Origin of the sequence: Paraburkholderia kirstenboschensis (assembly GCF_032806925.1) — a bacterium.
GTDB lineage: Bacteria > Pseudomonadota > Gammaproteobacteria > Burkholderiales > Burkholderiaceae > Paraburkholderia > Paraburkholderia kirstenboschensis.
Genome location: NZ_CP136513.1, coordinates 737,949 through 757,445 on the forward strand (window position 1 = coordinate 737,949; position 19,497 = coordinate 757,445).

General features: G+C 62.3%; 17 protein-coding genes. 16 read left to right on the plus strand and 1 reads right to left on the minus strand.

Translation table 11 applies throughout. From position 1 onward, the window contains the following. The first annotated feature begins 53 nt into the window (after window positions 1-53). From tsf to RW095_RS26000, 15 genes are all read left to right on the plus strand, one after another. Window positions 54-935, plus strand: coding sequence for a translation elongation factor Ts (gene tsf / locus RW095_RS25930; RefSeq protein WP_317021703.1), 882 nt, complete (start codon window positions 54-56; stop codon window positions 933-935). 224 nt (window positions 936-1,159) lie between these two features. Then, complete coding sequence (gene pyrH / locus RW095_RS25935; RefSeq protein ID WP_006048674.1) at window positions 1,160-1,873, plus strand: UMP kinase; 714 nt, start codon at window positions 1,160-1,162, stop codon at window positions 1,871-1,873. A 100-nt stretch (window positions 1,874-1,973) separates the two neighbouring features. Further along, complete coding sequence (gene frr, locus RW095_RS25940) at window positions 1,974-2,534, plus strand: ribosome recycling factor (RefSeq protein WP_027775328.1); 561 nt, start codon at window positions 1,974-1,976, stop codon at window positions 2,532-2,534. Between the two features lie 154 nt (window positions 2,535-2,688). Beyond that, window positions 2,689-3,471 (plus strand): polyprenyl diphosphate synthase, encoded by a 783-nt coding sequence (gene uppS / locus RW095_RS25945; RefSeq protein WP_128586267.1) that lies wholly within the window; start codon window positions 2,689-2,691, stop codon window positions 3,469-3,471. Next, window positions 3,465-4,286, plus strand: coding sequence for a phosphatidate cytidylyltransferase (locus tag RW095_RS25950; protein ID WP_317021704.1), 822 nt, complete (start codon window positions 3,465-3,467; stop codon window positions 4,284-4,286). The genes uppS and RW095_RS25950 overlap by 7 nt, the downstream gene beginning before the upstream one ends. A gap of 10 nt (window positions 4,287-4,296) precedes the next feature. Next, entirely contained in the window at window positions 4,297-5,502 is a 1,206-nt protein-coding gene (locus RW095_RS25955) for a 1-deoxy-D-xylulose-5-phosphate reductoisomerase (protein WP_317021705.1), read from the plus strand. Between the two features lie 7 nt (window positions 5,503-5,509). After that, on the plus strand, window positions 5,510-6,925 hold the full coding sequence (rseP, locus tag RW095_RS25960; RefSeq protein ID WP_317021706.1) for an RIP metalloprotease RseP: 1,416 nt from the start codon (window positions 5,510-5,512) through the stop codon (window positions 6,923-6,925). 67 nt (window positions 6,926-6,992) lie between these two features. Next, window positions 6,993-9,305 carry an outer membrane protein assembly factor BamA gene (gene bamA, locus RW095_RS25965; protein ID WP_128586270.1) on the plus strand — a complete coding sequence of 771 codons (2,313 nt, stop codon included), beginning with the start codon at window positions 6,993-6,995 and terminating at the stop codon, window positions 9,303-9,305. Between the two features lie 47 nt (window positions 9,306-9,352). After that, window positions 9,353-9,874, plus strand: coding sequence for an OmpH family outer membrane protein (locus RW095_RS25970; RefSeq protein ID WP_317021707.1), 522 nt, complete (start codon window positions 9,353-9,355; stop codon window positions 9,872-9,874). A gap of 224 nt (window positions 9,875-10,098) precedes the next feature. Next, window positions 10,099-11,235 (plus strand): UDP-3-O-(3-hydroxymyristoyl)glucosamine N-acyltransferase, encoded by a 1,137-nt coding sequence (gene lpxD, locus RW095_RS25975; protein WP_128586272.1) that lies wholly within the window; start codon window positions 10,099-10,101, stop codon window positions 11,233-11,235. A 182-nt stretch (window positions 11,236-11,417) separates the two neighbouring features. Further along, window positions 11,418-11,882: a 3-hydroxyacyl-ACP dehydratase FabZ gene (gene fabZ, locus RW095_RS25980; RefSeq protein WP_020065638.1), complete on the plus strand. Its 465-nt coding sequence runs from the start codon at window positions 11,418-11,420 to the stop codon at window positions 11,880-11,882. A gap of 69 nt (window positions 11,883-11,951) precedes the next feature. Then, complete coding sequence (gene lpxA, locus RW095_RS25985) at window positions 11,952-12,740, plus strand: acyl-ACP--UDP-N-acetylglucosamine O-acyltransferase (protein WP_317021708.1); 789 nt, start codon at window positions 11,952-11,954, stop codon at window positions 12,738-12,740. Between the two features lie 3 nt (window positions 12,741-12,743). Continuing rightward, window positions 12,744-13,913, plus strand: a complete 1,170-nt coding sequence (lpxB, locus tag RW095_RS25990; RefSeq protein WP_317021709.1) for a lipid-A-disaccharide synthase — start codon at window positions 12,744-12,746, stop codon at window positions 13,911-13,913. Continuing rightward, window positions 13,910-14,707 (plus strand): ribonuclease HII, encoded by a 798-nt coding sequence (gene rnhB, locus RW095_RS25995; protein WP_317021710.1) that lies wholly within the window; start codon window positions 13,910-13,912, stop codon window positions 14,705-14,707. Before lpxB ends, rnhB begins: the two co-directional genes overlap by 4 nt. A 139-nt stretch (window positions 14,708-14,846) precedes the next feature. Continuing rightward, on the plus strand, window positions 14,847-15,665 hold the full coding sequence (locus tag RW095_RS26000) for a TrmH family RNA methyltransferase (protein ID WP_317021711.1): 819 nt from the start codon (window positions 14,847-14,849) through the stop codon (window positions 15,663-15,665). On the opposite strand, the gene ppsR is transcribed toward RW095_RS26000, so the two are convergent. Next, a complete protein-coding gene (gene ppsR, locus RW095_RS26005; RefSeq protein ID WP_013338896.1) occupies window positions 15,659-16,474 on the minus strand; it encodes a posphoenolpyruvate synthetase regulatory kinase/phosphorylase PpsR in 816 nt (271 codons plus the stop codon). The two genes, RW095_RS26000 and ppsR, sit on opposite strands and share 7 nt — an antisense overlap. Before the next feature lie 552 nt (window positions 16,475-17,026). On the opposite strand from ppsR, the gene ppsA reads away from it, so the two are divergent. Continuing rightward, a complete protein-coding gene (ppsA, locus tag RW095_RS26010) occupies window positions 17,027-19,432 on the plus strand; it encodes a phosphoenolpyruvate synthase (RefSeq protein WP_317021712.1) in 2,406 nt (801 codons plus the stop codon). Window positions 19,433-19,497: the final 65 nt, after the last annotated feature.

Sequence of the window (19,497 nt, forward strand, 5' to 3'; positions counted from 1 at the left end):
AGTCCGGGCGGCGTGCTACAGAAGCAACACAGACCGAACTCAAGGAGCAAATGATGGCGGCAATTACCGCAAGCATGGTTGCAGAACTGCGCGCAAAGACCGACGCGCCGATGATGGAATGCAAGAAGGCGCTGACGGAAGCCGACGGCGACATGGCGCGCGCTGAAGAGCTGCTGCGCGTGAAGCTGGGCAACAAGGCGAGCAAGGCTGCATCGCGCGTCACGGCTGAAGGCGTGGTCGCCTCGTTCATCGGCGGCAATGCGGGTTCGCTCGTCGAATTGAACTGCGAAACCGACTTCGTCTCGAAGAACGACGACTTCCTCGCTTTCTCGAAGAAGGTCGCCGAGCTGGTCGCAACGCAAAATCCGGCTGACGTCGCAGCGCTGTCGGCTCTGCCGCTCGACGGCCAGACCGTCGACGCAGTGCGTCTCGCGCTCGTCGGCAAGATCGGTGAAAACCTGTCGATCCGTCGTTTCGTGCGTTTCGAGACGTCGAACAAGCTGGCTGCGTATCTGCACGGCACGCGCATCGGCGTGCTGGTCGAGTACACGGGCGCAGAAGAGCAGGTCGGCAAGGACGTGGCTATGCACATCGCAGCCATGAAGCCGGTCTCGCTGTCGTCGGACGACGTGCCGGCGGATCTGATTGCCAAGGAACGCAGCATCGCTGAGCAGAAGGCCGCCGAATCGGGCAAGCCGGCTGAAATCGTCGCGAAGATGGTCGACGGCAGCGTGCAGAAGTACCTGAAGGAAGTGTCGCTGCTCAACCAGACGTTCGTTAAGAACGACAAGCAGACGATCGAGCAGATGCTGAAGGCTGGCAACGCGAGCGTCCAGAAGTTCGCGCTGTTCGTGGTCGGCGAAGGCATTGAGAAGAAGCAGGACGACTTCGCTGCTGAAGTCGCCGCTCAAGTGGCTGCTGCAAAGCAACAATAAGCTTCACCTAAGCTTCAGCTAGTACCGTTGTACCCGCGGCAGAGCAAGACTGTGCCGCGGTCGGCAGCGCCGCAAGGCTGCTGCGCGCGGGTCGACCCCCGCTGTGCAGCCGCCATTGACGAGCCTCATGTGTCGATCAATTTGGCGGCGCTTGCCCGAATCAGCATTTCACCCCTACATTAGTCCCTTGTTGTTGCCCTGTTCTGCGCGATCTGGATACCCCTATGCCCACTGCCTACAAACGCGTTCTGCTCAAACTCTCCGGTGAAGCTCTGATGGGCGATGATGCCTTCGGCATTAATCGCGCGACCATCGAACGAATGGTGGCGGACGTGGCCGAAGTGGTCCGTCTCGGAACGCAGTTGGCCGTGGTGATCGGCGGCGGCAATATTTTTCGCGGCGTAGCGGGCGGCGCGGCCGGTATGGACCGCGCCACCGCCGACTACATGGGCATGCTGGCCACCATGATGAACGCGCTGGCACTGCAGGACGCCATGCGCCATGCGGGCATCGAGGCGCGTGTGCAATCCGCGCTGCGTATGGACCAGGTGGTCGAGCCGTATATCCGCCCGCGCGCGATTCGCCAGCTCGAAGAAGGCAAAGTCGTGATTTTCGCGGCCGGCACCGGCAACCCGTTCTTCACGACCGACACGGCCGCCGCGCTGCGCGGCTCGGAAATCGGCGCCGAAGTCGTGCTGAAAGCCACCAAGGTTGACGGCGTCTACTCCGCCGACCCGAAGAAAGATCCGAGCGCGACGCGCTACACCACGATCAGCTTCGACGAGGCAATCGGCCGCAATCTGCAGGTCATGGACGCCACCGCGTTCGCGCTGTGCCGCGACCAGAAGCTACCGATCCGCGTGTTTTCGATCGTCAAGCCGGGCGCGCTCAAGCGTATCGTGCTCGGCGAGGACGAGGGCACCCTCGTCCACGTGTAAACTCTCGTTCACATAACGTGGGCTTTGACGCGAGCCCGGGCCGCCGCATATCGCGCGTGCTGGCCGGCTCGCACCGTTTTGAAGGTTCGGAGGTTTAAAAATGTCTGTGGCTGATATCAGGAAGGGCGCTGAGCAAAAGATGCAGCGTTCCATCGACGCGTTCAAGAACGATCTGTCGAAAATCCGTACGGGCCGTGCGCACACGGGCCTGCTCGATCACATCCAGTGCGATTACTACGGCTCGCCGGTGCCTATTTCGCAGGTCGCGAATCTGACGCTGATCGACGCACGTACGATCGGCGTGCAACCGTGGGAAAAGAAGATGGTCCAGGTCGTCGAAAAGGCGATCCGCGAGTCGGACCTCGGTCTGAACCCAGCTACCCAGGGCGATGTGATCCGCGTGCCGATGCCGGCGCTGACCGAAGAACGCCGCCGCGAGCTGACGAAAGTGGTCAAGAGCGAAGCCGAAACGGCCAAGATCGCTGTCCGCAATTTGCGCCGCGACGCGAACGAGCAACTGAAGAAGCTCGTCAAAGACAAAGAAATTTCGGAAGATGACGAGCGTCGTGCAGGCGACGATATTCAGAAGCTGACGGACAAATTCGTCGCTGAAATCGACAAGCTCGTCGTGACCAAAGAAGCAGAGATCATGACGGTGTAAGGCGGCTCGGCTCTGTCGGAAACGCGGAGCCGGTGCAGCTTTTTCTGCCCCTTCAGGGGCTGGCGCGAAGTGCGAACCGTACAGCGCCAGGTCCGGGAGCACTCACCAATTCAGGGTTTTCACTTCTTCATTTGCAGTTATTGTCCCGACGGCCATGACCTACACCAGTTCAACCGTGCGCGTGCCTGATGTCGCCGCGGTGCCGCGACACATCGCGATCATCATGGACGGCAACGGCCGTTGGGCCACCCAACGCCGCTTGCCGCGCGTGGCCGGTCATACGCGCGGCGTCGACGCTGTGCGCGCAGCCGTCGAGGCGTGCGCCCGCCAGGGCGTCGAATATCTGACGTTGTTTGCCTTCAGTTCCGAAAACTGGCGTCGGCCGAACGAGGAAGTGTCGTTCCTCATGCGCCTGTTCGTCACCGCGCTCGAGCGCGAGATCGGCAAGCTGCATGCGAACGGCATCCGTTTGCGGGTGGTCGGCGATCTCGAACGTTTCGATACGCGCATCCGCGATCTGATCAAGCGCGCGGAGACCAAGACCGCGCGCAATACGCGGCTCACGCTCACCATTGCAGCCAATTACGGCGGTCGCTGGGACATCATGCAGGCCACCCGCAAGCTCGCCGAGCAGTCGGCGCTGGCGGGCAAGGCGGTCGAGGTGAACGAGGAATCGTTTGCCGAACATCTGTCCATGGCGTATGCGCCGGAGCCCGATCTGTTCATCCGCACGGGCGGCGAGCGGCGCGTCAGCAATTTCCTGCTGTGGCAGCTCGCCTACACCGAGTTCTACTTCACCGACACCTTCTGGCCGGATTTCGACGCCGACGCGCTCGGCCACGCGATCGCTTCATATGCGGAGCGCGAGCGCCGTTTCGGCCGCACCAGTGCTCAGCTCGAGCCGCAATCGCAAAACGTCGATTCGCTTCCATGCTAAAAACCCGTGTCATCACGGCGGTCGTCCTCCTGGCGGTGTTCCTGCCCGTCACGTTGTTCGCGCCGGTCGGCGCGTTCGGCGCGCTGATTGCGTTCGTCGTCGTGTTCGCTGCGTGGGAGTGGGCGCGCCTGCTCAAGCTTGGCGGCGCGGGCCCGGTCATTTACGCGCTGGTGGCGGCAGTGGCGCTAGTGGCCAGCACGCGCCTTGGGATCGGCGTCGACGATGCACGGCCGTTTTACAAAGCGGCCGCCATTTTCTGGGTGATCGCCGGCCCGTTCGTGCTGCTGCGCAAGCCGACGCTCGCGCAGGGCGCGTGGCGTAACTTTCTGTTTCTTGCCGGCATTGTGATATTCGTCGCGTGCTGGCATGCTCTCGTCGCCGCGCGCATCCTGGGTGTGCCGTTCGTGCTGTCGCTGCTCCTATTGGTATGGCTCGCCGATATCGGCGCATACTTCTCGGGGAAGGCGTTCGGCAAGCACAAGCTCGCGCCCGCCATCAGCCCGGGCAAGACGTGGGAGGGCGCGATCGGCGGCTGGCTCGTCGTCATGATCGTCGCTCTGGCGGCGGTTGTTTTGCATGCGTTCGAGCCGACCCTGTATTCCGGCTTGTGGGCGCACTGGGGCGCCCTGCGTGCGCTGCTCGCGCTGACCCTGCTGGTGGTGTTCAGCGTCGTAGGCGACCTTTATGAATCCATGATGAAGCGCCAGGCCGGCGTGAAAGATTCGAGCGGCCTGTTGCCGGGGCACGGTGGCGTGCTCGACCGCATCGACGCATTGTTGCCGGTGCTGCCGCTTGCCATGCTGCTGCTCGGCTAGAGAAAGAGATATGCAAAAACGTCTGACATTGCTCGGTTCCACGGGCTCGATTGGAGACAGCACGCTCGACGTCGTCGCGCGTCATCCGGAGCGTTTTTCGGTTTATGCGCTCACCGCACACCGCAACGGCGACAAGCTCGTCGAGCAATGCCTGCGTTTTCGCCCGGAAGTCGCGGTGGTCGGCGACGCCGACACGGCCGCACGCGTCGCGGGCAAATTGCGCGAGGCCGGCTGCAAGACCGAAGTGACGTATGGCGCCCAGGCGCTCGTCGACGTGTCGAAGGCCAGTGGCTGCGACACGGTCGTGGCGGCAATCGTGGGCGCGGCCGGTCTCGCGCCGAGCCTCGCCGCCGCGCGCGCCGGCAAGCGGATTCTGCTTGCCAACAAGGAAGCGCTGGTCATGTCGGGCGCCATCTTCATGGACGCGGTCCACGACAACGGCGCGGTTCTGCTGCCGGTCGACAGCGAACACAACGCTATTTTCCAGTGCTTGCCGCGCGAAGCCGCGCTGCATGGCGGCGTGTCCAAGATCATTCTGACCGCGTCGGGCGGCCCGTTCCGAACGCGCGAACCGGCCACGCTTGCCGGCGTCACGCCGGAAGAAGCCTGCAAGCACCCGAACTGGGTCATGGGCCGCAAGATTTCGGTCGACTCCGCCACGATGATGAACAAAGGCCTCGAAGTGATCGAGGCTCATTGGCTGTTCGGCTTGCCGGGCGAGCGCATCGACGTGCTGATCCATCCGCAAAGCGTGATCCATTCGCTGGTTTCGTACGCCGACGGCTCGGTGCTCGCGCAACTCGGCAACCCGGACATGCGTACGCCCATCGCTCATGCGCTCGCATTTCCGGACCGTGTCGATTCGGGCGTCGCGCCACTGGACCTCGCGGAAATCGCGTCGCTGTCCTTCGAAAAACCGGACTATGCGCGGTTCCCGTGTCTGGCTTTGGCGATGAAGGCACTGGCCGAAGGCGGCCTCGCCAGTGCGGCGCTCAACGCCGCTAATGAAATTGCTGTTGAAGCGTTCCTGTCGCGCCAGATCGGTTTCATGGCGATCGCGCAAGTGGTCGACTCGGTGCTCAACGGGTTGCCGAATGGCAGCGCGCATGCGCTCGAAGACGTAATCGAAGCAGACGCCGCAGCGCGTCGCGCCGCTGCCGAATTCATCGCGCGTCTGCCTGACGCCGCCCGCCGCACGGAACGCGCCGTCCAGTGAGGCGCTTATGAATCTGCTGATCGAAGTGCTCGCCTTCGCGGTTGCGATTGGCGTGCTTGTGGTCGTCCACGAATATGGGCATTACAGCGTGGCGCGGCTGTGCGGCGTCAAGGTGCTGCGCTTTTCGATCGGCTTCGGCAAGCCGCTTTTTCAGTGGGTCAGTCCCAGGAGCGGCACCGAATGGACCGTGGCCGCGCTGCCGCTCGGCGGCTATGTGAAGATGCTCGATGAGCGTGAGACAGGCAACGCGCCGATTCCCGCCGAAGCGTTGCCGCATGCGTTCAACCGGCAGTCGGTGTGGCGGCGTATCGCGATCGTCGCGGCCGGCCCGGTTGCAAATTTTCTGCTGGCCATCGTGCTGTTCGGCCTCGTGTTCGCCACCGGCGTCACAGAGCCCGCCGCCATTCTGGCCGTGCCCGCGCCGAACACGGCGGCTGCCGTCGCCGGATTCGAAGGCGGGGAGACGGTGGTCGCCGTGCGCCCGGAGAACGCTGCCGACTCCGAGCCGGTGCGATCCTGGTCGGACTTGCGCTGGAAGCTGCTCGGCGCGGCCTTCGATCACAAGCGTGTTGTGCTGAGCGCGAAAGGCCCGGGCGGCACGTCGGACTTCCAACTCGACCTGCGCGGTGTCGGCGAAAAGGACGTAGACGACGACTTCATGTCGCGCCTCGGCTTTGAACCCGGCGGCGGCAAGCTGACCGTTGCGGGTGTGCAGCCGGGCAGCGCGGCGCAGAAAGCCGGGCTTGTTCCGGGCGACCGCTTGCGCGCGATCAACGGCGTCGCAACCGACAACGCCACGGCCTTCATCGCGTATGTAAAATCGCACGCCGGCAAGCCTTTGACGCTGCAAGTGGAGCGCGCGGCCGGCGGCCAGATGCAGGGTCAAGCGCAGGGTGAAGCGCAGGGCAAACTCGAAGACATCAGCATCGTTCCGCAGGCACAGCGCGACCCGGCAACGGGGCAGCAGGTCGGCCGCATCGGCGCCGAACTGGCGACCCAGGTGCCGTCGATCAACGTGCGTTATGGACCTTTCGAAAGCCTTCAACTGGGCGCGCGCCGTACGTGGGATCTGGCGGTTTATTCGGTGCGTATGTTCGGCCGCATGATCGTCGGCGACGCTTCGCTGAAAAATCTGTCGGGTCCAGTGACGATCGCCGATTACGCGGGAAAGAGCGCACGTCTCGGTCCTTCTGCATTTCTGTCGTTCCTGGCCCTCGTCAGTATTAGCCTCGGTGTACTGAACCTGCTACCAATTCCGGTATTGGACGGGGGTCATCTGTTATATTATTTGGTTGAAGCTGTGACCGGTAAAGTTGTCTCCGATCGCTGGCAACTCGTTTTTCAGAGGGCGGGTCTCGCCTGCATCGTCGCTTTGTCGGCGATTGCACTGTTCAACGATCTCGCTCGTTTAATCCACTTTTAAAGTGTCCGGCGGCGCTAACAATGGCGACCGTCCGACCTGATGCAGCTATACACACTGGGGAAGCACGTTGTTTAAACCTCATCGCTTTGTTCCGAAGACGGTTATAACCGCGGCATTCGCCGCGCATGGGCTGGTTGCTCACGCAACCACGCCCTTCGTGGTGCAAGACATCCGGATCGAGGGATTGCAACGCGTCGAACCTGGCACCGTGTTCGCCTATCTGCCTATCAAGCAGGGCGACACGTTCAGCGACGACAAGGCATCGGAAGCCATTCGCGCACTGTACGCAACGGGCTTCTTCAACGACGTCAAGATCGCGACCGAAGGCAATGTGGTCGTCGTGCAGGTCTTGGAGCGTCCGGCCATTGGCACGATCGACTTTGCGGGCATTCACGAGTTCGACAAGGAAAACCTGACCAAGGCGCTGCGCGCCGTGGGTTTGTCGCAAGGTCGTTACTACGACAAGGCACTCGTCGACAAGGCCGAACAGGAACTGAAGCGTCAGTACCTGACGCGCGGCTACTACGCAGCCGAAGTCACGACCACGATCACGCCGATCGACCGCAATCGCGTCTCGGTGCTGTTCTCGGTGGCCGAAGGGCCGAGCGCCAAGATCCGTCAGATCAACTTCATCGGCAACAAGGCGTTCAGCACAGGCACGCTGCGCGACGAAATGCAGTTGTCCACGCCGAACTGGTTCTCGTGGTACACGAAGAACGACCTGTACGCGAAAGACAAGCTCACCGGCGACCTCGAAAATGTCCGCTCGTATTACCTGAACCGCGGCTACCTCGAGTTCAATATCGAGTCGACCCAGGTGTCGATCACGCCGGACAAGAAGGACATGTATCTGACGGTCACGCTGCATGAAGGCGAGCCGTACACGATTTCGAGCATCAAGCTCGCCGGCAATCTGCTCGACCGCGAGCCGGAGTTGGCCAAGCTCATCAAGATAAAACCGGGCGACCGCTTCTCGGCTGAAAAGCTGCAGGCCACCACCAAGGCCATCGTCGACAAACTGGGCGAATACGGCTATGCATTCGCTACCGTCAACGCGCAGCCGCAAATCGATCAGTCAAACCACAAGGTCGACCTGACGCTCCAGGTGGACCCGAGCCGCCGCGTCTACGTGCGCCGCATCAACGTGGTCGGCAATACACGCACGCGCGACGAAGTGGTGCGCCGCGAAATGCGTCAGCTCGAAAGCTCGTGGTTCGACTCGAACCGCCTTGCACTGTCGAAAGACCGTATCAACCGTCTCGGCTATTTCACCGACGTCGACGTGACCACGATTCCCGTCGAAGGCACGCCTGACCAGGTCGATGTTGACGTCAAGGTCGCTGAAAAGCCGACAGGCGCGATTACGCTGGGCGCGGGCTTTTCGTCGACCGACAAGGTGGTGCTGTCGGCCGGCGTCTCGCAAGACAACGTGTTCGGCTCGGGCACGAGCCTCGCGGTGAACATCAATACCGCGAAAACCTACCGCACATTGACGGTTACGCAGGTCGATCCGTACTTCACGGTCGACGGCATCAAGCGTATTACCGACGTCTATTACCGTACCTATCAGCCGCTGTACTACTCGACCGATTCGAGCTTCAAGATCGTTACGATTGGTGGCGACCTGAAGTTCGGTATTCCGTTCTCCGAAGTGGATACGGTGTACTTCGGCGCGGGTCTCGAGCAGAACCAGCTGGACGTGGACAGCAATACGCCCGCGTCGTATAAGCAATACGTTCAGGACTTTGGCCGCGTGTCGAACAACGTGCCGCTCACGGTAGGCTGGTCGCGTGATGCGCGCGATAGCGCGCTCGTGCCGAGCCGTGGCTACTTCACGCAGGCAAACGCCGAATACGGCACGCCGATCGGCGGCACCCAGTATTACAAGGCCGACATCAACGCGCAGTACTATTACTCGTTCTCGCGCGGCTTCGTGCTGGGCTTCAACTTCCAGGGCGGCTACGGCAAGGGCATGGGCGGCAAGCCATACCCGATTTTCAAGAACTACTATGCGGGCGGTATCGGTTCGGTCCGCGGCTACGAGCCGAGTTCGCTCGGCCCGCGCGACGCGACCACCGGCGACCCGATCGGCGGCTCGAAGCTGCTTGTCGGCAATATCGAGTTGACATTCCCGCTGCCGGGCACCGGCTATGATCGAACCCTGCGCGTGTTCACGTTCCTGGACGCGGGTAACGTGTGGGCGGACGCGAGCACCGCCGCCACGTCGAATGGCGCTAACGGTCTGCGTTACGGCTACGGTGTCGGCCTCGCGTGGATCTCGCCGATCGGACCGCTCAAGCTGAGCTTGGGCTTCCCGCTCACCAAGCATACGGGCGACCAGTACCAGAAGTTCCAGTTCCAGATCGGAACGGCGTTCTGATCCGCTTTGCGGACAGCTCGCCAAACAACAGTATCGAGAGGATCACTTTGCTAACCGGTATGTTTTCGAAACGTGTGGCTTGCGCGCTGGCGCTGGCAATGACGCTGGGCGTCGGAGTAGCGCACGCGCAGGAAGCCAGGATTGCCGCGGTGAATTCGGACCGGATTCTGCGGGAATCGGCTGCGGCAAAGGCGGCACAGGTCAAGCTCGAGGGCGAGTTCGCCAAGCGCGACAAGGATCTCGCGGACATGGCGCAGAAGCTGAAGTCGATGTCCGATTCGCTCGACAAGAGCGGTGTGTCGATGTCGTCGGCGGATCGCGCGCAAAAGCAGCGCGATCTGTCGCAACTCGACACGGACTTTCAGCGCAAGCAGCGCGAGTTTCGCGAGGACCTGAATCAGCGTCGCAATGAAGAACTGGCGGCGGTGCTGGACCGCGCGAACAAGGTGATCAAGCAGATCGCCGAGGCGCAACATTACGACCTGATCGTTCAGGAAGCAGTGTATGTGAGCCCGCGCATCGACATCACGGATCAGGTGCTCAAGGCTCTCGCGGCTTCGGGCAACTGAGAGCACAGGCAGCAGCGTTGCAAGCAGCGGTTGAAAGGCGGCCTCGGCAAGGGCGTTGAATGCAAACGCCGCGCACGGCGCACGCCGTCTGGTGGCCTCCAAATCAGCGTTACGCGAACCCGAAGCACGCCAGACCCGCGCTCGGACTATGCAGGGCGCGCCGGGGCGAGGCTCCAACCGGTGACTCTGACAAGACGCACTGAACAGCAGGAGACAGGACAGGCATGGCATTTACGCTCGAGGACATCGTCCAACGGTTCGGCGGTGAAGTAGTAGGAGACGGTTCGCAGCGCGTCGGCAGCCTCGCGCCGCTCGACCAGGCAGGCCCGGACCAGCTGGCGTTCCTCGCCAACCCGAAGTACCTGTCGCAAGTGGAGACGACCCAGGCCGGCGCCGTGCTGATCAATGCCGACGACCTGGCGAAGCTCACGTCCCGCAGCGCCCGTAACTTCATCGTCACGCCGAATCCGTACGCTTACTTCGCGCGCGTCGCGCAAACCTTCATCGACCTGGCTACGCCAAAGCTCGCGCCCGGCATTCATCCGAGTGCGACGATCGACCCGTCCGCGCAGATCGCCGCGAGCGCGGTGATTGGACCGCACGTTACGGTCGAAGCCGGCGCGGTCATCGGCGAAAACGTGCGGCTCGACGCGAATGTCGTCATTGGCCGCGGCACACGCATCGGCGCGGGTTCGCATCTCTATCCGAATGTGGCCGTGTATCACGGCTGCAAGCTCGCCGAGCGCGTGATCGTGCACGCGGGCGCGGTGATCGGCTCCGACGGGTTCGGCTTCGCGCCGGATTTCGTCGGCGAAGGCGAAGCGCGTACCGGTAGCTGGGTGAAGATTCCGCAAGTTGGCGGCGTATCGATTGCAGCGGATGTCGAAATCGGCGCGAATACCACGATCGACCGTGGCGCAATGGCCGATACCATCATCGAAGAGTGCGTGAAGATCGACAACCTGGTGCAGATCGGCCACAACTGCAAGGTCGGCGCCTACACGGTAATCGCCGGTTGCGCGGGTATCGCGGGCAGCACGACCATCGGCCGTCATTGCATGATCGGCGGCGCGGTCGGGATTGCCGGGCACGTGACGCTCGCCGATTATGTCATCGTCACCGCGAAGTCCGGCGTGTCGAAGTCGCTGCTCAAGCCCGGTATGTACACGAGCGCATTCCCGGCCGTGAACCACGCTGACTGGAACAAAAGCGCGGCTCTGCTGCGCAATATAGACAAGCTGCGCGACCGTATCAAGGCGCTGGAAACTGCCGCGGCTGACCGGCCGGACGCAAAGCCGGCCAGCAAGTCAGCGCCTGCGGCATCCGGCGCGACGGGCAATTCACAGAGCGACAAAAGCTAGATTTCTGGGCGGCCCGCCAGTACCGCGTAAAATGGCGGGCGAATATCAGGAAGCGAAGACGGTTGCCGTGACCCGGTGGCACGGCCCCGGGTCACGGCGAGCGCCGGCAGCACGCGTTACCAACCCACCTGCACCAGCATCCGCAGTCATCATCGCGCAGTCAATGCGTGAGCAGAAACACCATGAGCACCGAAAAAATCAATCTCGACATTCATAAGATTCTCACGCTGCTGCCACATCGTTACCCGATCCTGCTGGTCGACCGGGTGCTCGAACTCGAGCCGCACAAGAGCATCAAAGCGTTGAAGAACGTGTCGATCAATGAGCCGTATTTCCAGGGACACTTTCCGACGCGTCCCGTCATGCCTGGCGTGCTGATTCTCGAGGCGCTCGCACAAACGGCAGCGCTCCTCACGTTCTCGGAAGAGCCGAGCGACCCGTCGAACACGCTGTACCTGTTCGTCGGTATCGACAACGCGCGCTTCAAGCGCGTCGTGGAGCCGGGCGATCAGCTCATCCTGAACTGCACGTTCGAGCGGCATATGCGCGGCATCTGGAAGTTCAAGGCGCGTGCCGAGGTGGACGGCGCGGTGGCGGCGGAAGCAGACCTGATGTGCGCGGTGCGTCATACCGACAAAGACGCCTGAGTCACTGTTCGGGCAGCCGGCGCGACCCAGCCCATCCAGACAACGCAACAGAATCAGAAGCGAGGACGCATGAGCAGGATTCATCCCACTGCGATCGTCGAACCGGGCGCACAACTCGACGAATCCGTCGAAATCGGACCGTATGCGGTGATCGGCGCCCATGTGACGATCGGCGCCCGGACCACCGTCGGTTCGCATAGCGTGGTCGAAGGCCACACCACGATCGGCGAAGACAACCGGATCGGCCACTATGCATCGGTCGGCGGCCGTCCGCAGGACATGAAGTACAAAGACGAGCCCACCCGGCTCGAAATCGGCAACCGCAACACGATCCGCGAGTTCACCACGATCCACACCGGCACGGTCCAGGACGCGGGCGTGACCACGCTCGGCGACGACAACTGGATCATGGCGTACGTGCACATCGGGCACGACTGCCACGTCGGCAACAACGTGATTCTGTCGAGCAACGCACAGATGGCCGGCCACGTGACCATTGGCGACCATGCGATCGTCGGCGGCATGTCGGGCGTGCATCAGTTCGTGCGCATCGGCGCTCATTCCATGTTGGGCGGCGCTTCGGCGCTCGTGCAGGACATTCCGCCGTTCGTGATCGCGGCCGGCAACAAGGCCGAGCCGCACGGCATCAACGTCGAAGGTCTGCGCCGCCGCGGCTTCTCGCCCGACGCGATTTCGGCGCTGCGCTCCGCGTACCGCCTGTTGTACAAGAACAGCCTGTCGCTCGAAGAAGCGAAAGTGCAGTTGCGTGAGCTGGCGTCGGCCGGCGGCGACGGCGATGAGCCGGTGCGAACGCTGCTGGCATTCGTCGAAGCGTCGCAGCGCGGCATCATCCGCTAAGCGATGGCATTGCAACCCAGTCCGCTACGCATCGCGATGGTGGCCGGCGAGCCGTCCGGCGACCTGCTGGCGTCGTCGCTGCTGAACGGCCTCGCGAGCCGCCTGCCTGCCGCCACGCACTACTACGGGATCGGCGGCCCGCGCATGATTGCCACGGGTTTCGACGCGCACTGGCCGATGGAAAAGCTGTCCGTGCGCGGCTATGTCGAAGCGCTGCGGCACATTCCCGAAATCCTGCGTGTTCGCAACGACCTGAAGCGCCAATTGCTGGCCGAGCCGCCCGCGGTGTTCGTCGGCGTGGACGCGCCTGACTTCAACTTCGGGCTCGAACATCCGTTGCGCGAGGCGGGCATTCCGACGATTCACTTCGTTTGCCCGTCGATCTGGGCGTGGCGCGGCGGGCGCATCAAAAAGATCGCGAAGGCCGTCGACCATATGCTGTGCGTGTTCCCGTTCGAAACGGCGCTGCTCGAAAAAGCGGGCGTCGCGGCTTCGTACGTGGGTCATCCGCTTGCCGACGAAATTCCGCTAGAACCCGACACGCTCGGCGCGCGCCGGACGCTCGGTATCGCGGAAAGCGGCCCTGTCATCGCGGTGCTGCCGGGCAGCCGCCGCTCGGAGATCGATCTGATCGGGCCAACGTTCTTCGCGGCGATGGAAATGATGCAGCATCAGGAGCCCGGTCTCCGCTTCGTGATGCCGGCGGCGACGCCCGCGTTGCGAGAGATGCTGCGCCCGCTGGTCGACTCGCACCCCGGCCTCGCGCTGACAATTACCGACGGCCAGGCGCAACTCGCCATGACGGCCGCGGACGCGATCCTCGTGAAAAGCGGCACCGTCACGCTCGAGGCGGCGCTGCTGAAAAAGCCGATGGTCATCTCGTACAAGGTGCCCTGGCTGACCGGCCAGATCATGCGCCGGCAGGGCTATCTGCCGTATGTCGGTTTGCCGAACATTCTGGCGGGGCGTTTCGTGGTGCCGGAAATTCTCCAGCATTTCGCAACGCCGCAAGCGCTGGCCGAAGCCACGCTGAAACAGTTGCGCGATGAAGCCAACCGGCGCACGCTGACGGAAATCTTCACGGAGATGCATCACGTGCTGAAGCAAAACACCGCGCAGCGTGCGGCGGAAGTCGTCGCGAGCGTCGTCGAAAAGCGCAAGGCGCGGCCGTGAGCAACGAACGCACCAACGCGCGCGCGCCACGTCGCAAGACCGCGGCCGTCGCAGGCGCGGCCGGATCGGCCGGCCGGCAGGTCGGCCTGAACTTCGAGACGCCCGACGACATTATTTGCGGCGTGGACGAAGCAGGGCGCGGACCGCTGGCCGGTCCGGTCGTGGCTGCGGCCGTCATTTTCGATCCGTCTAAGCCGATGATTCGCGGCCTCGACGATTCGAAAGCGCTGAGCGCCAAAAAGCGTGACGAGCTGTACGACAAGATCGTCGACCGCGCGCTTGCGTATTGCATTGCATCGGCAACCGTCGAAGAAATCGATTCGCTGAACATCCTCCACGCAACCATGCTGGCAATGAAGCGCGCGGTGGAAGGGCTGTCCGTCACGCCCACGCTGGTGAAGATCGACGGTAATCGCTGCCCTACATTGAGCGTTCGTAGCGAAGCAGTGATTGGTGGCGACGCGCTCGTGAAATGCATTTCGGCGGCGTCGATTCTTGCCAAGGTCACGCGCGACCGGATGCTTCTGGAATTGCATCAGACTTATCCCCTGTACGGCTTCAATGCGCATGCGGGCTACGGCACGCCGCAGCACCTCGCGGCGTTGCGGGAGCACGGTCCCTGCGAGCATCACCGGCGCTCGTTCGCGCCCGTGCGCGAGGCGCATTTGCGATTCGGCACTGGGGTGCCGCTGCCCGCAGGCGAAGTTATCGTCGTGCCGGATATGTTGGCGCATGGCATGCTGGACGAAGCAATGCTCGATCGTGACGCGTTCGGCGAACACAGCGGCGCGTGAGTATCGCGCGAACGTGGCAGGCGGCTCCATTCACACCCGATGCCGCGATTTGCAGCAAGCGTAACGCTTTACCCCCGCCAACTCCGCTCACTCGCCAACCCGCTAACCTTTTTCCTGACCCTCACCGTCTTCGCTGCCTGTGAAAGCTATCACCTCGCGGGACAATCCGCTCTATAAACGCCTGAAGGCGCTCGCCGGTTCGACGCATCAACAGCGTCGAAGCGGCCATGCGCTGCTGGAAGGTTTCCATCTCGCGAGCGCTTATCTCGATGTCGCCGGGCAGCCGGAAATGTGCGTGGTCACCGACGGCGCGCTTCGTCACGACGAAGCTCAGGCCATCGTTTCGCGCATCGACGAACAGCGCATCGTAACGTTGCCGGATGCGCTGTTCGGACAGTTGTCGAATGTCGTGCACGGCGTCGGGATTCTGCTGCTCGTGGAAAAGCTCGACACGCCGCTGCCGGAGACGGTCGCGCGAACATGCGTCGTGCTCGACGGCGTGCAGGACGCAGGCAACGTGGGTTCGATCTTGCGCAGCGCAGCCGCCGCGGGTATTCAACACGTGTTCTGCGCGCCGGGCACGGCGTACGCGTGGTCGTCCAAGGTGCTGCGCTCGGGCATGGGCGCACACTTCCTGCTGCAGATCCACGAAGATGTCGAAGTGCAGACGTTGATCGAACGCCTGGCGGTGCCTGTCGTGATCACGGACTCGCACGGCGCAGAGGCGATCTACGACTGCGACCTGAGCGGACAACTTGCGTGGGTGTTCGGCAACGAAGGGGCCGGCGTATCGCAAATCTGGCGTGACGCCGTCTCATTGCGGGTGACGATTCCCCAGCCGGGCGGCATGGAGTCGCTCAATGTCGCGGCCGCGGCCGCTGTGTGCGTATTCGAGCAATGCAGACAACAGCGCGCCGCGAACATGCACTGCGACGCGCGTTTTCCCGCTGCTCAATAAGACGGCCGGTCCAGCTTGATCTCCTGCAGGATCGTGGTCGCAATCTCTTCGATCGACTTGTGCGTCGACGACAGCCACTTGATCCCTTCGCGACGCATCATCGCTTCGGCTTCGTTGATCTCGTAACGGCAATTCTCCGGCGCGGCGTATTTGCTGCCCGGCCGGCGCTCGTTACGGATCTCCGACAGGCGCTGCGGATCGATCGACAATCCAAACATTTTCTGCCGATGCGCCAATAGCGGCGTAGGCAGTTTGCCTCGCTCGAAATCTTCCGGAATCAGCGGATAGTTGGCCGCTTTCACGCCGTACTGCATGGCCAGGTACAGGCTCGTCGGCGTCTTGCCGCTGCGCGACACGCCAACGAGTATCACGTCGGCATCGGCGAGATTGCGGTTCGACTGGCCGTCGTCGTGCGCGAGCGAGAAGTTGATCGCCTCGATCCGGTTCTTGTATTCCTCGGTGTCCGCGTTCTGGTGGCCGCGCCCCATCGCGTGACTCGACTTCAGTTCCAGTTCCTGTTCGAGCGGCTCGACGAACGTCTGGAACATGTCCAGCACGAGCGCATTCGAGCCCTTGACGATCTGATTCGAGGCGCTGTCCACGAGCGTCGTGAACACGATCGGGCGACGGCCGTCCTGCTGGATCGCTTCGTTTATCTTTTCGAGCGTGGCGTAGGCCTTTTCCGTCGAGTCGACGAAAGGCACGCGAACCAGGCGGAATTTCTGGTCGAACTGGGAGAGGATCGAATGCGCGAAGGTTTCGGCAGTGATCCCGGTACCGTCGGAGACGATGAATACGGTGGGCGGCATCAGTGGGGCAGGGAACGTGAGCGGCAAAAAGCGCTCGAATGGAACATCGCTGGTTGATTTCGCTGCGCGGTGGCTGACCGCAAAGCAGCGGCGTCAAACAACGCGCCGTGGGCATCGCTACTGCGCCGGGACGCACTCGTGGACTCTTTGAAAAACATCGAAAGAGCCGCGCAGGCGGTCCGGGCGCGGTTCGAGGCGCAATTCTCGTCCGACTGTCACATTTCGAGAGTCGGCACGGTAGAATAGCGGCAACCTGTTGGATAAGCAATTGCAGGCGATTGGCGGCTAACTCGCCGCGAACGGTGGTTCAACGCTACGCTATCGGGCGTAAAACGGCACGGATTGCGGCGCATCGATCGCTAAATCCCACCATTCGCGCGCTTCGTCGCCTTCTTTGCCGAGGTGATGCATTGCGCAAGCGCGTTGCATCAGCGCCGCAAGCGATTGCTTCTCCAACAGGTTGTGCAAGACGCGAGGTCACGCTTCCAATAAGCGTCTCGCGTTCGAGCCCACTTGCACAGCCGTGAATTTCTTTCACACTTAGGGGCTTGTATGACTAACGCAGTTACCGTCGCAAAGGATAAGGCGTATGTAGTTCCGTTCGAGCAGTTGCGGATGACCGATGTGGAGATTGTCGGCGGCAAGAACGCGTCGCTAGGCGAGATGATCAGTCAACTCGCCGAAGCGGGCGTGCGCGTGCCGACCGGTTTCGCCACGACGGCACTGGCTTTCCGCGACTTCCTGCATCACAACAATCTGACCGAACGCATCGCCAAACGTCTCGAGACGCTCGACGTCGACGACGTGAAGGCGCTGGCCGAAGCGGGCAAGGAGATCCGCCAATGGATCATCGAAGCGCCGCTGCAGCCGCAACTCGAGGCTGACATCCGCGCAGGTTTCGACACCTTGCAAAACAGCTCGCCCGAAGAGCTTTCGTTTGCCGTGCGTTCGTCGGCAACGGCGGAAGACTTGCCGGACGCATCGTTCGCGGGTCAGCAGGAAAGCTACCTCAACGTGGTCGGCATTGAAGACGTGCTCGATCGCATGAAGCACGTGTTCGCGTCGCTGTACAACGACCGCGCTATTTCCTATCGCGTCCACAAGGGCTTCACGCATGCTGAAGTCGCGTTGTCGGCGGGCGTGCAGCGCATGGTGCGCTCGGACGTCGGCGCGGCCGGCGTGATGTTTACGCTCGACACCGAATCCGGCTTCAAAGACGCGGTTTTCATCACGTCGAGCTATGGTCTGGGCGAAACCGTCGTGCAAGGCGCGGTAAATCCGGACGAGTTCTACGTCTACAAGACCACGCTTGCGCAAGGCAAATATCCGATCATCCGCCGTTCGATCGGCTCGAAGCTGATCAAGATGGAATTCACGAAGGCCGGTGAAGAAGGCCGTGTGAAAACTGTCGACGTGCCGCACGAACAGCGCAACCGCTTCTCGATCACCGACGAAGACGTGATCGAGCTCGCCAAATACGCGGTCATCATCGAAAAACACTACGAGCGTCCAATGGACATCGAGTGGGGCAAAGACGGCCGTGACGGCAAGATCTTCATCTTGCAGGCACGTCCCGAAACGGTGAAGAGCCAGGCCACCGGCAAGGCGGAGCAGCGCTTCAAGCTGAAGGGACAATCGAACGTGCTGGCCACCGGCCGCGCGATCGGCCAGAAGATCGGCGCGGGTCCGGTGCGCGTGATTCACGATCCGTCGGAAATGGACCGTGTGCAGCCGGGTGACGTGCTGGTCGCCGACATGACCGACCCGAACTGGGAGCCGGTGATGAAGCGCGCATCGGCGATCGTTACGAACCGTGGCGGGCGCACCTGCCACGCGGCGATTATCGCGCGCGAACTGGGCGTGCCGGCCGTGGTGGGCTGCGGCGACGCGACCGACGTGCTGAAAGAGGGCTCGCTCGTCACCGTCTCGTGTGCTGAAGGCGACGAAGGCAAGATCTACGACGGTCTGCTCGAAACCGAAATCACCGAAGTGCAGCGCGGCGACCTGCCGCCGATTCCGGTGAAGATCATGATGAACGTCGGCAACCCGCAACTGGCTTTCGACTTCTCGCAACTGCCGAATGCAGGCGTGGGTCTCGCGCGGCTCGAGTTCATCATCAACAACAACATCGGCGTTCATCCGAAGGCGATTCTCGAATATCCGAACATCGATCAGGACCTGAAGAAGGCCGTGGAAAGCGTCGCTCGCGGTCACGCATCGCCGCGCGCTTTCTACGTCGACAAGCTGACAGAAGGTATCGCGACGATCGCTGCGGCGTTCTATCCGAAGCCCGTGATCGTGCGTCTGTCGGACTTCAAGTCGAACGAGTACAAGAAGCTGATCGGCGGCTCGCGTTACGAGCCGGACGAAGAGAACCCGATGCTGGGCTTCCGCGGCGCGTCGCGCTACATCGCCGAAGACTTCGCCGAAGCGTTCCAGATGGAATGCATCGCGCTGAAGAAGGTGCGTGAAGAGATGGGCCTCGACAACGTCGAGATCATGGTGCCGTTCGTGCGTACGCTGAAGCAGGCGGAGCGCGTGGTCGGGCTGCTCGAGAAGTTCGGCCTGAAGCGCGGCGAGAATGGCCTGCGTCTCATCATGATGTGCGAAGTGCCGTCGAACGCGATTCTGGCCGAAGAATTCCTGCAATTCTTCGACGGTTTCTCGATTGGCTCGAACGACCTGACGCAACTCACGCTCGGCCTCGACCGCGACTCCGGCATGGAACTGCTGGCCGTCGATTTCGACGAACGCGACCCGGCGGTCAAGTTCATGCTCAAGCGCGCGATCGAAACGTGCCTGCGGCTGGACAAGTACGTCGGTATCTGCGGTCAGGGTCCTTCGGATCACCCCGACTTCGCTCAATGGCTGACGGATGAAGGCATCAAGTCGATCTCGCTGAACCCGGACACGATCATCGAGACATGGCAGCAGCTGGCGAAATCGTCGACGAAGTAAGCGTTGCGCGTGCCGCGTCCTAAGCGGCACGGATGACGAAAGGTGCGGCATATCAACGGCGCATC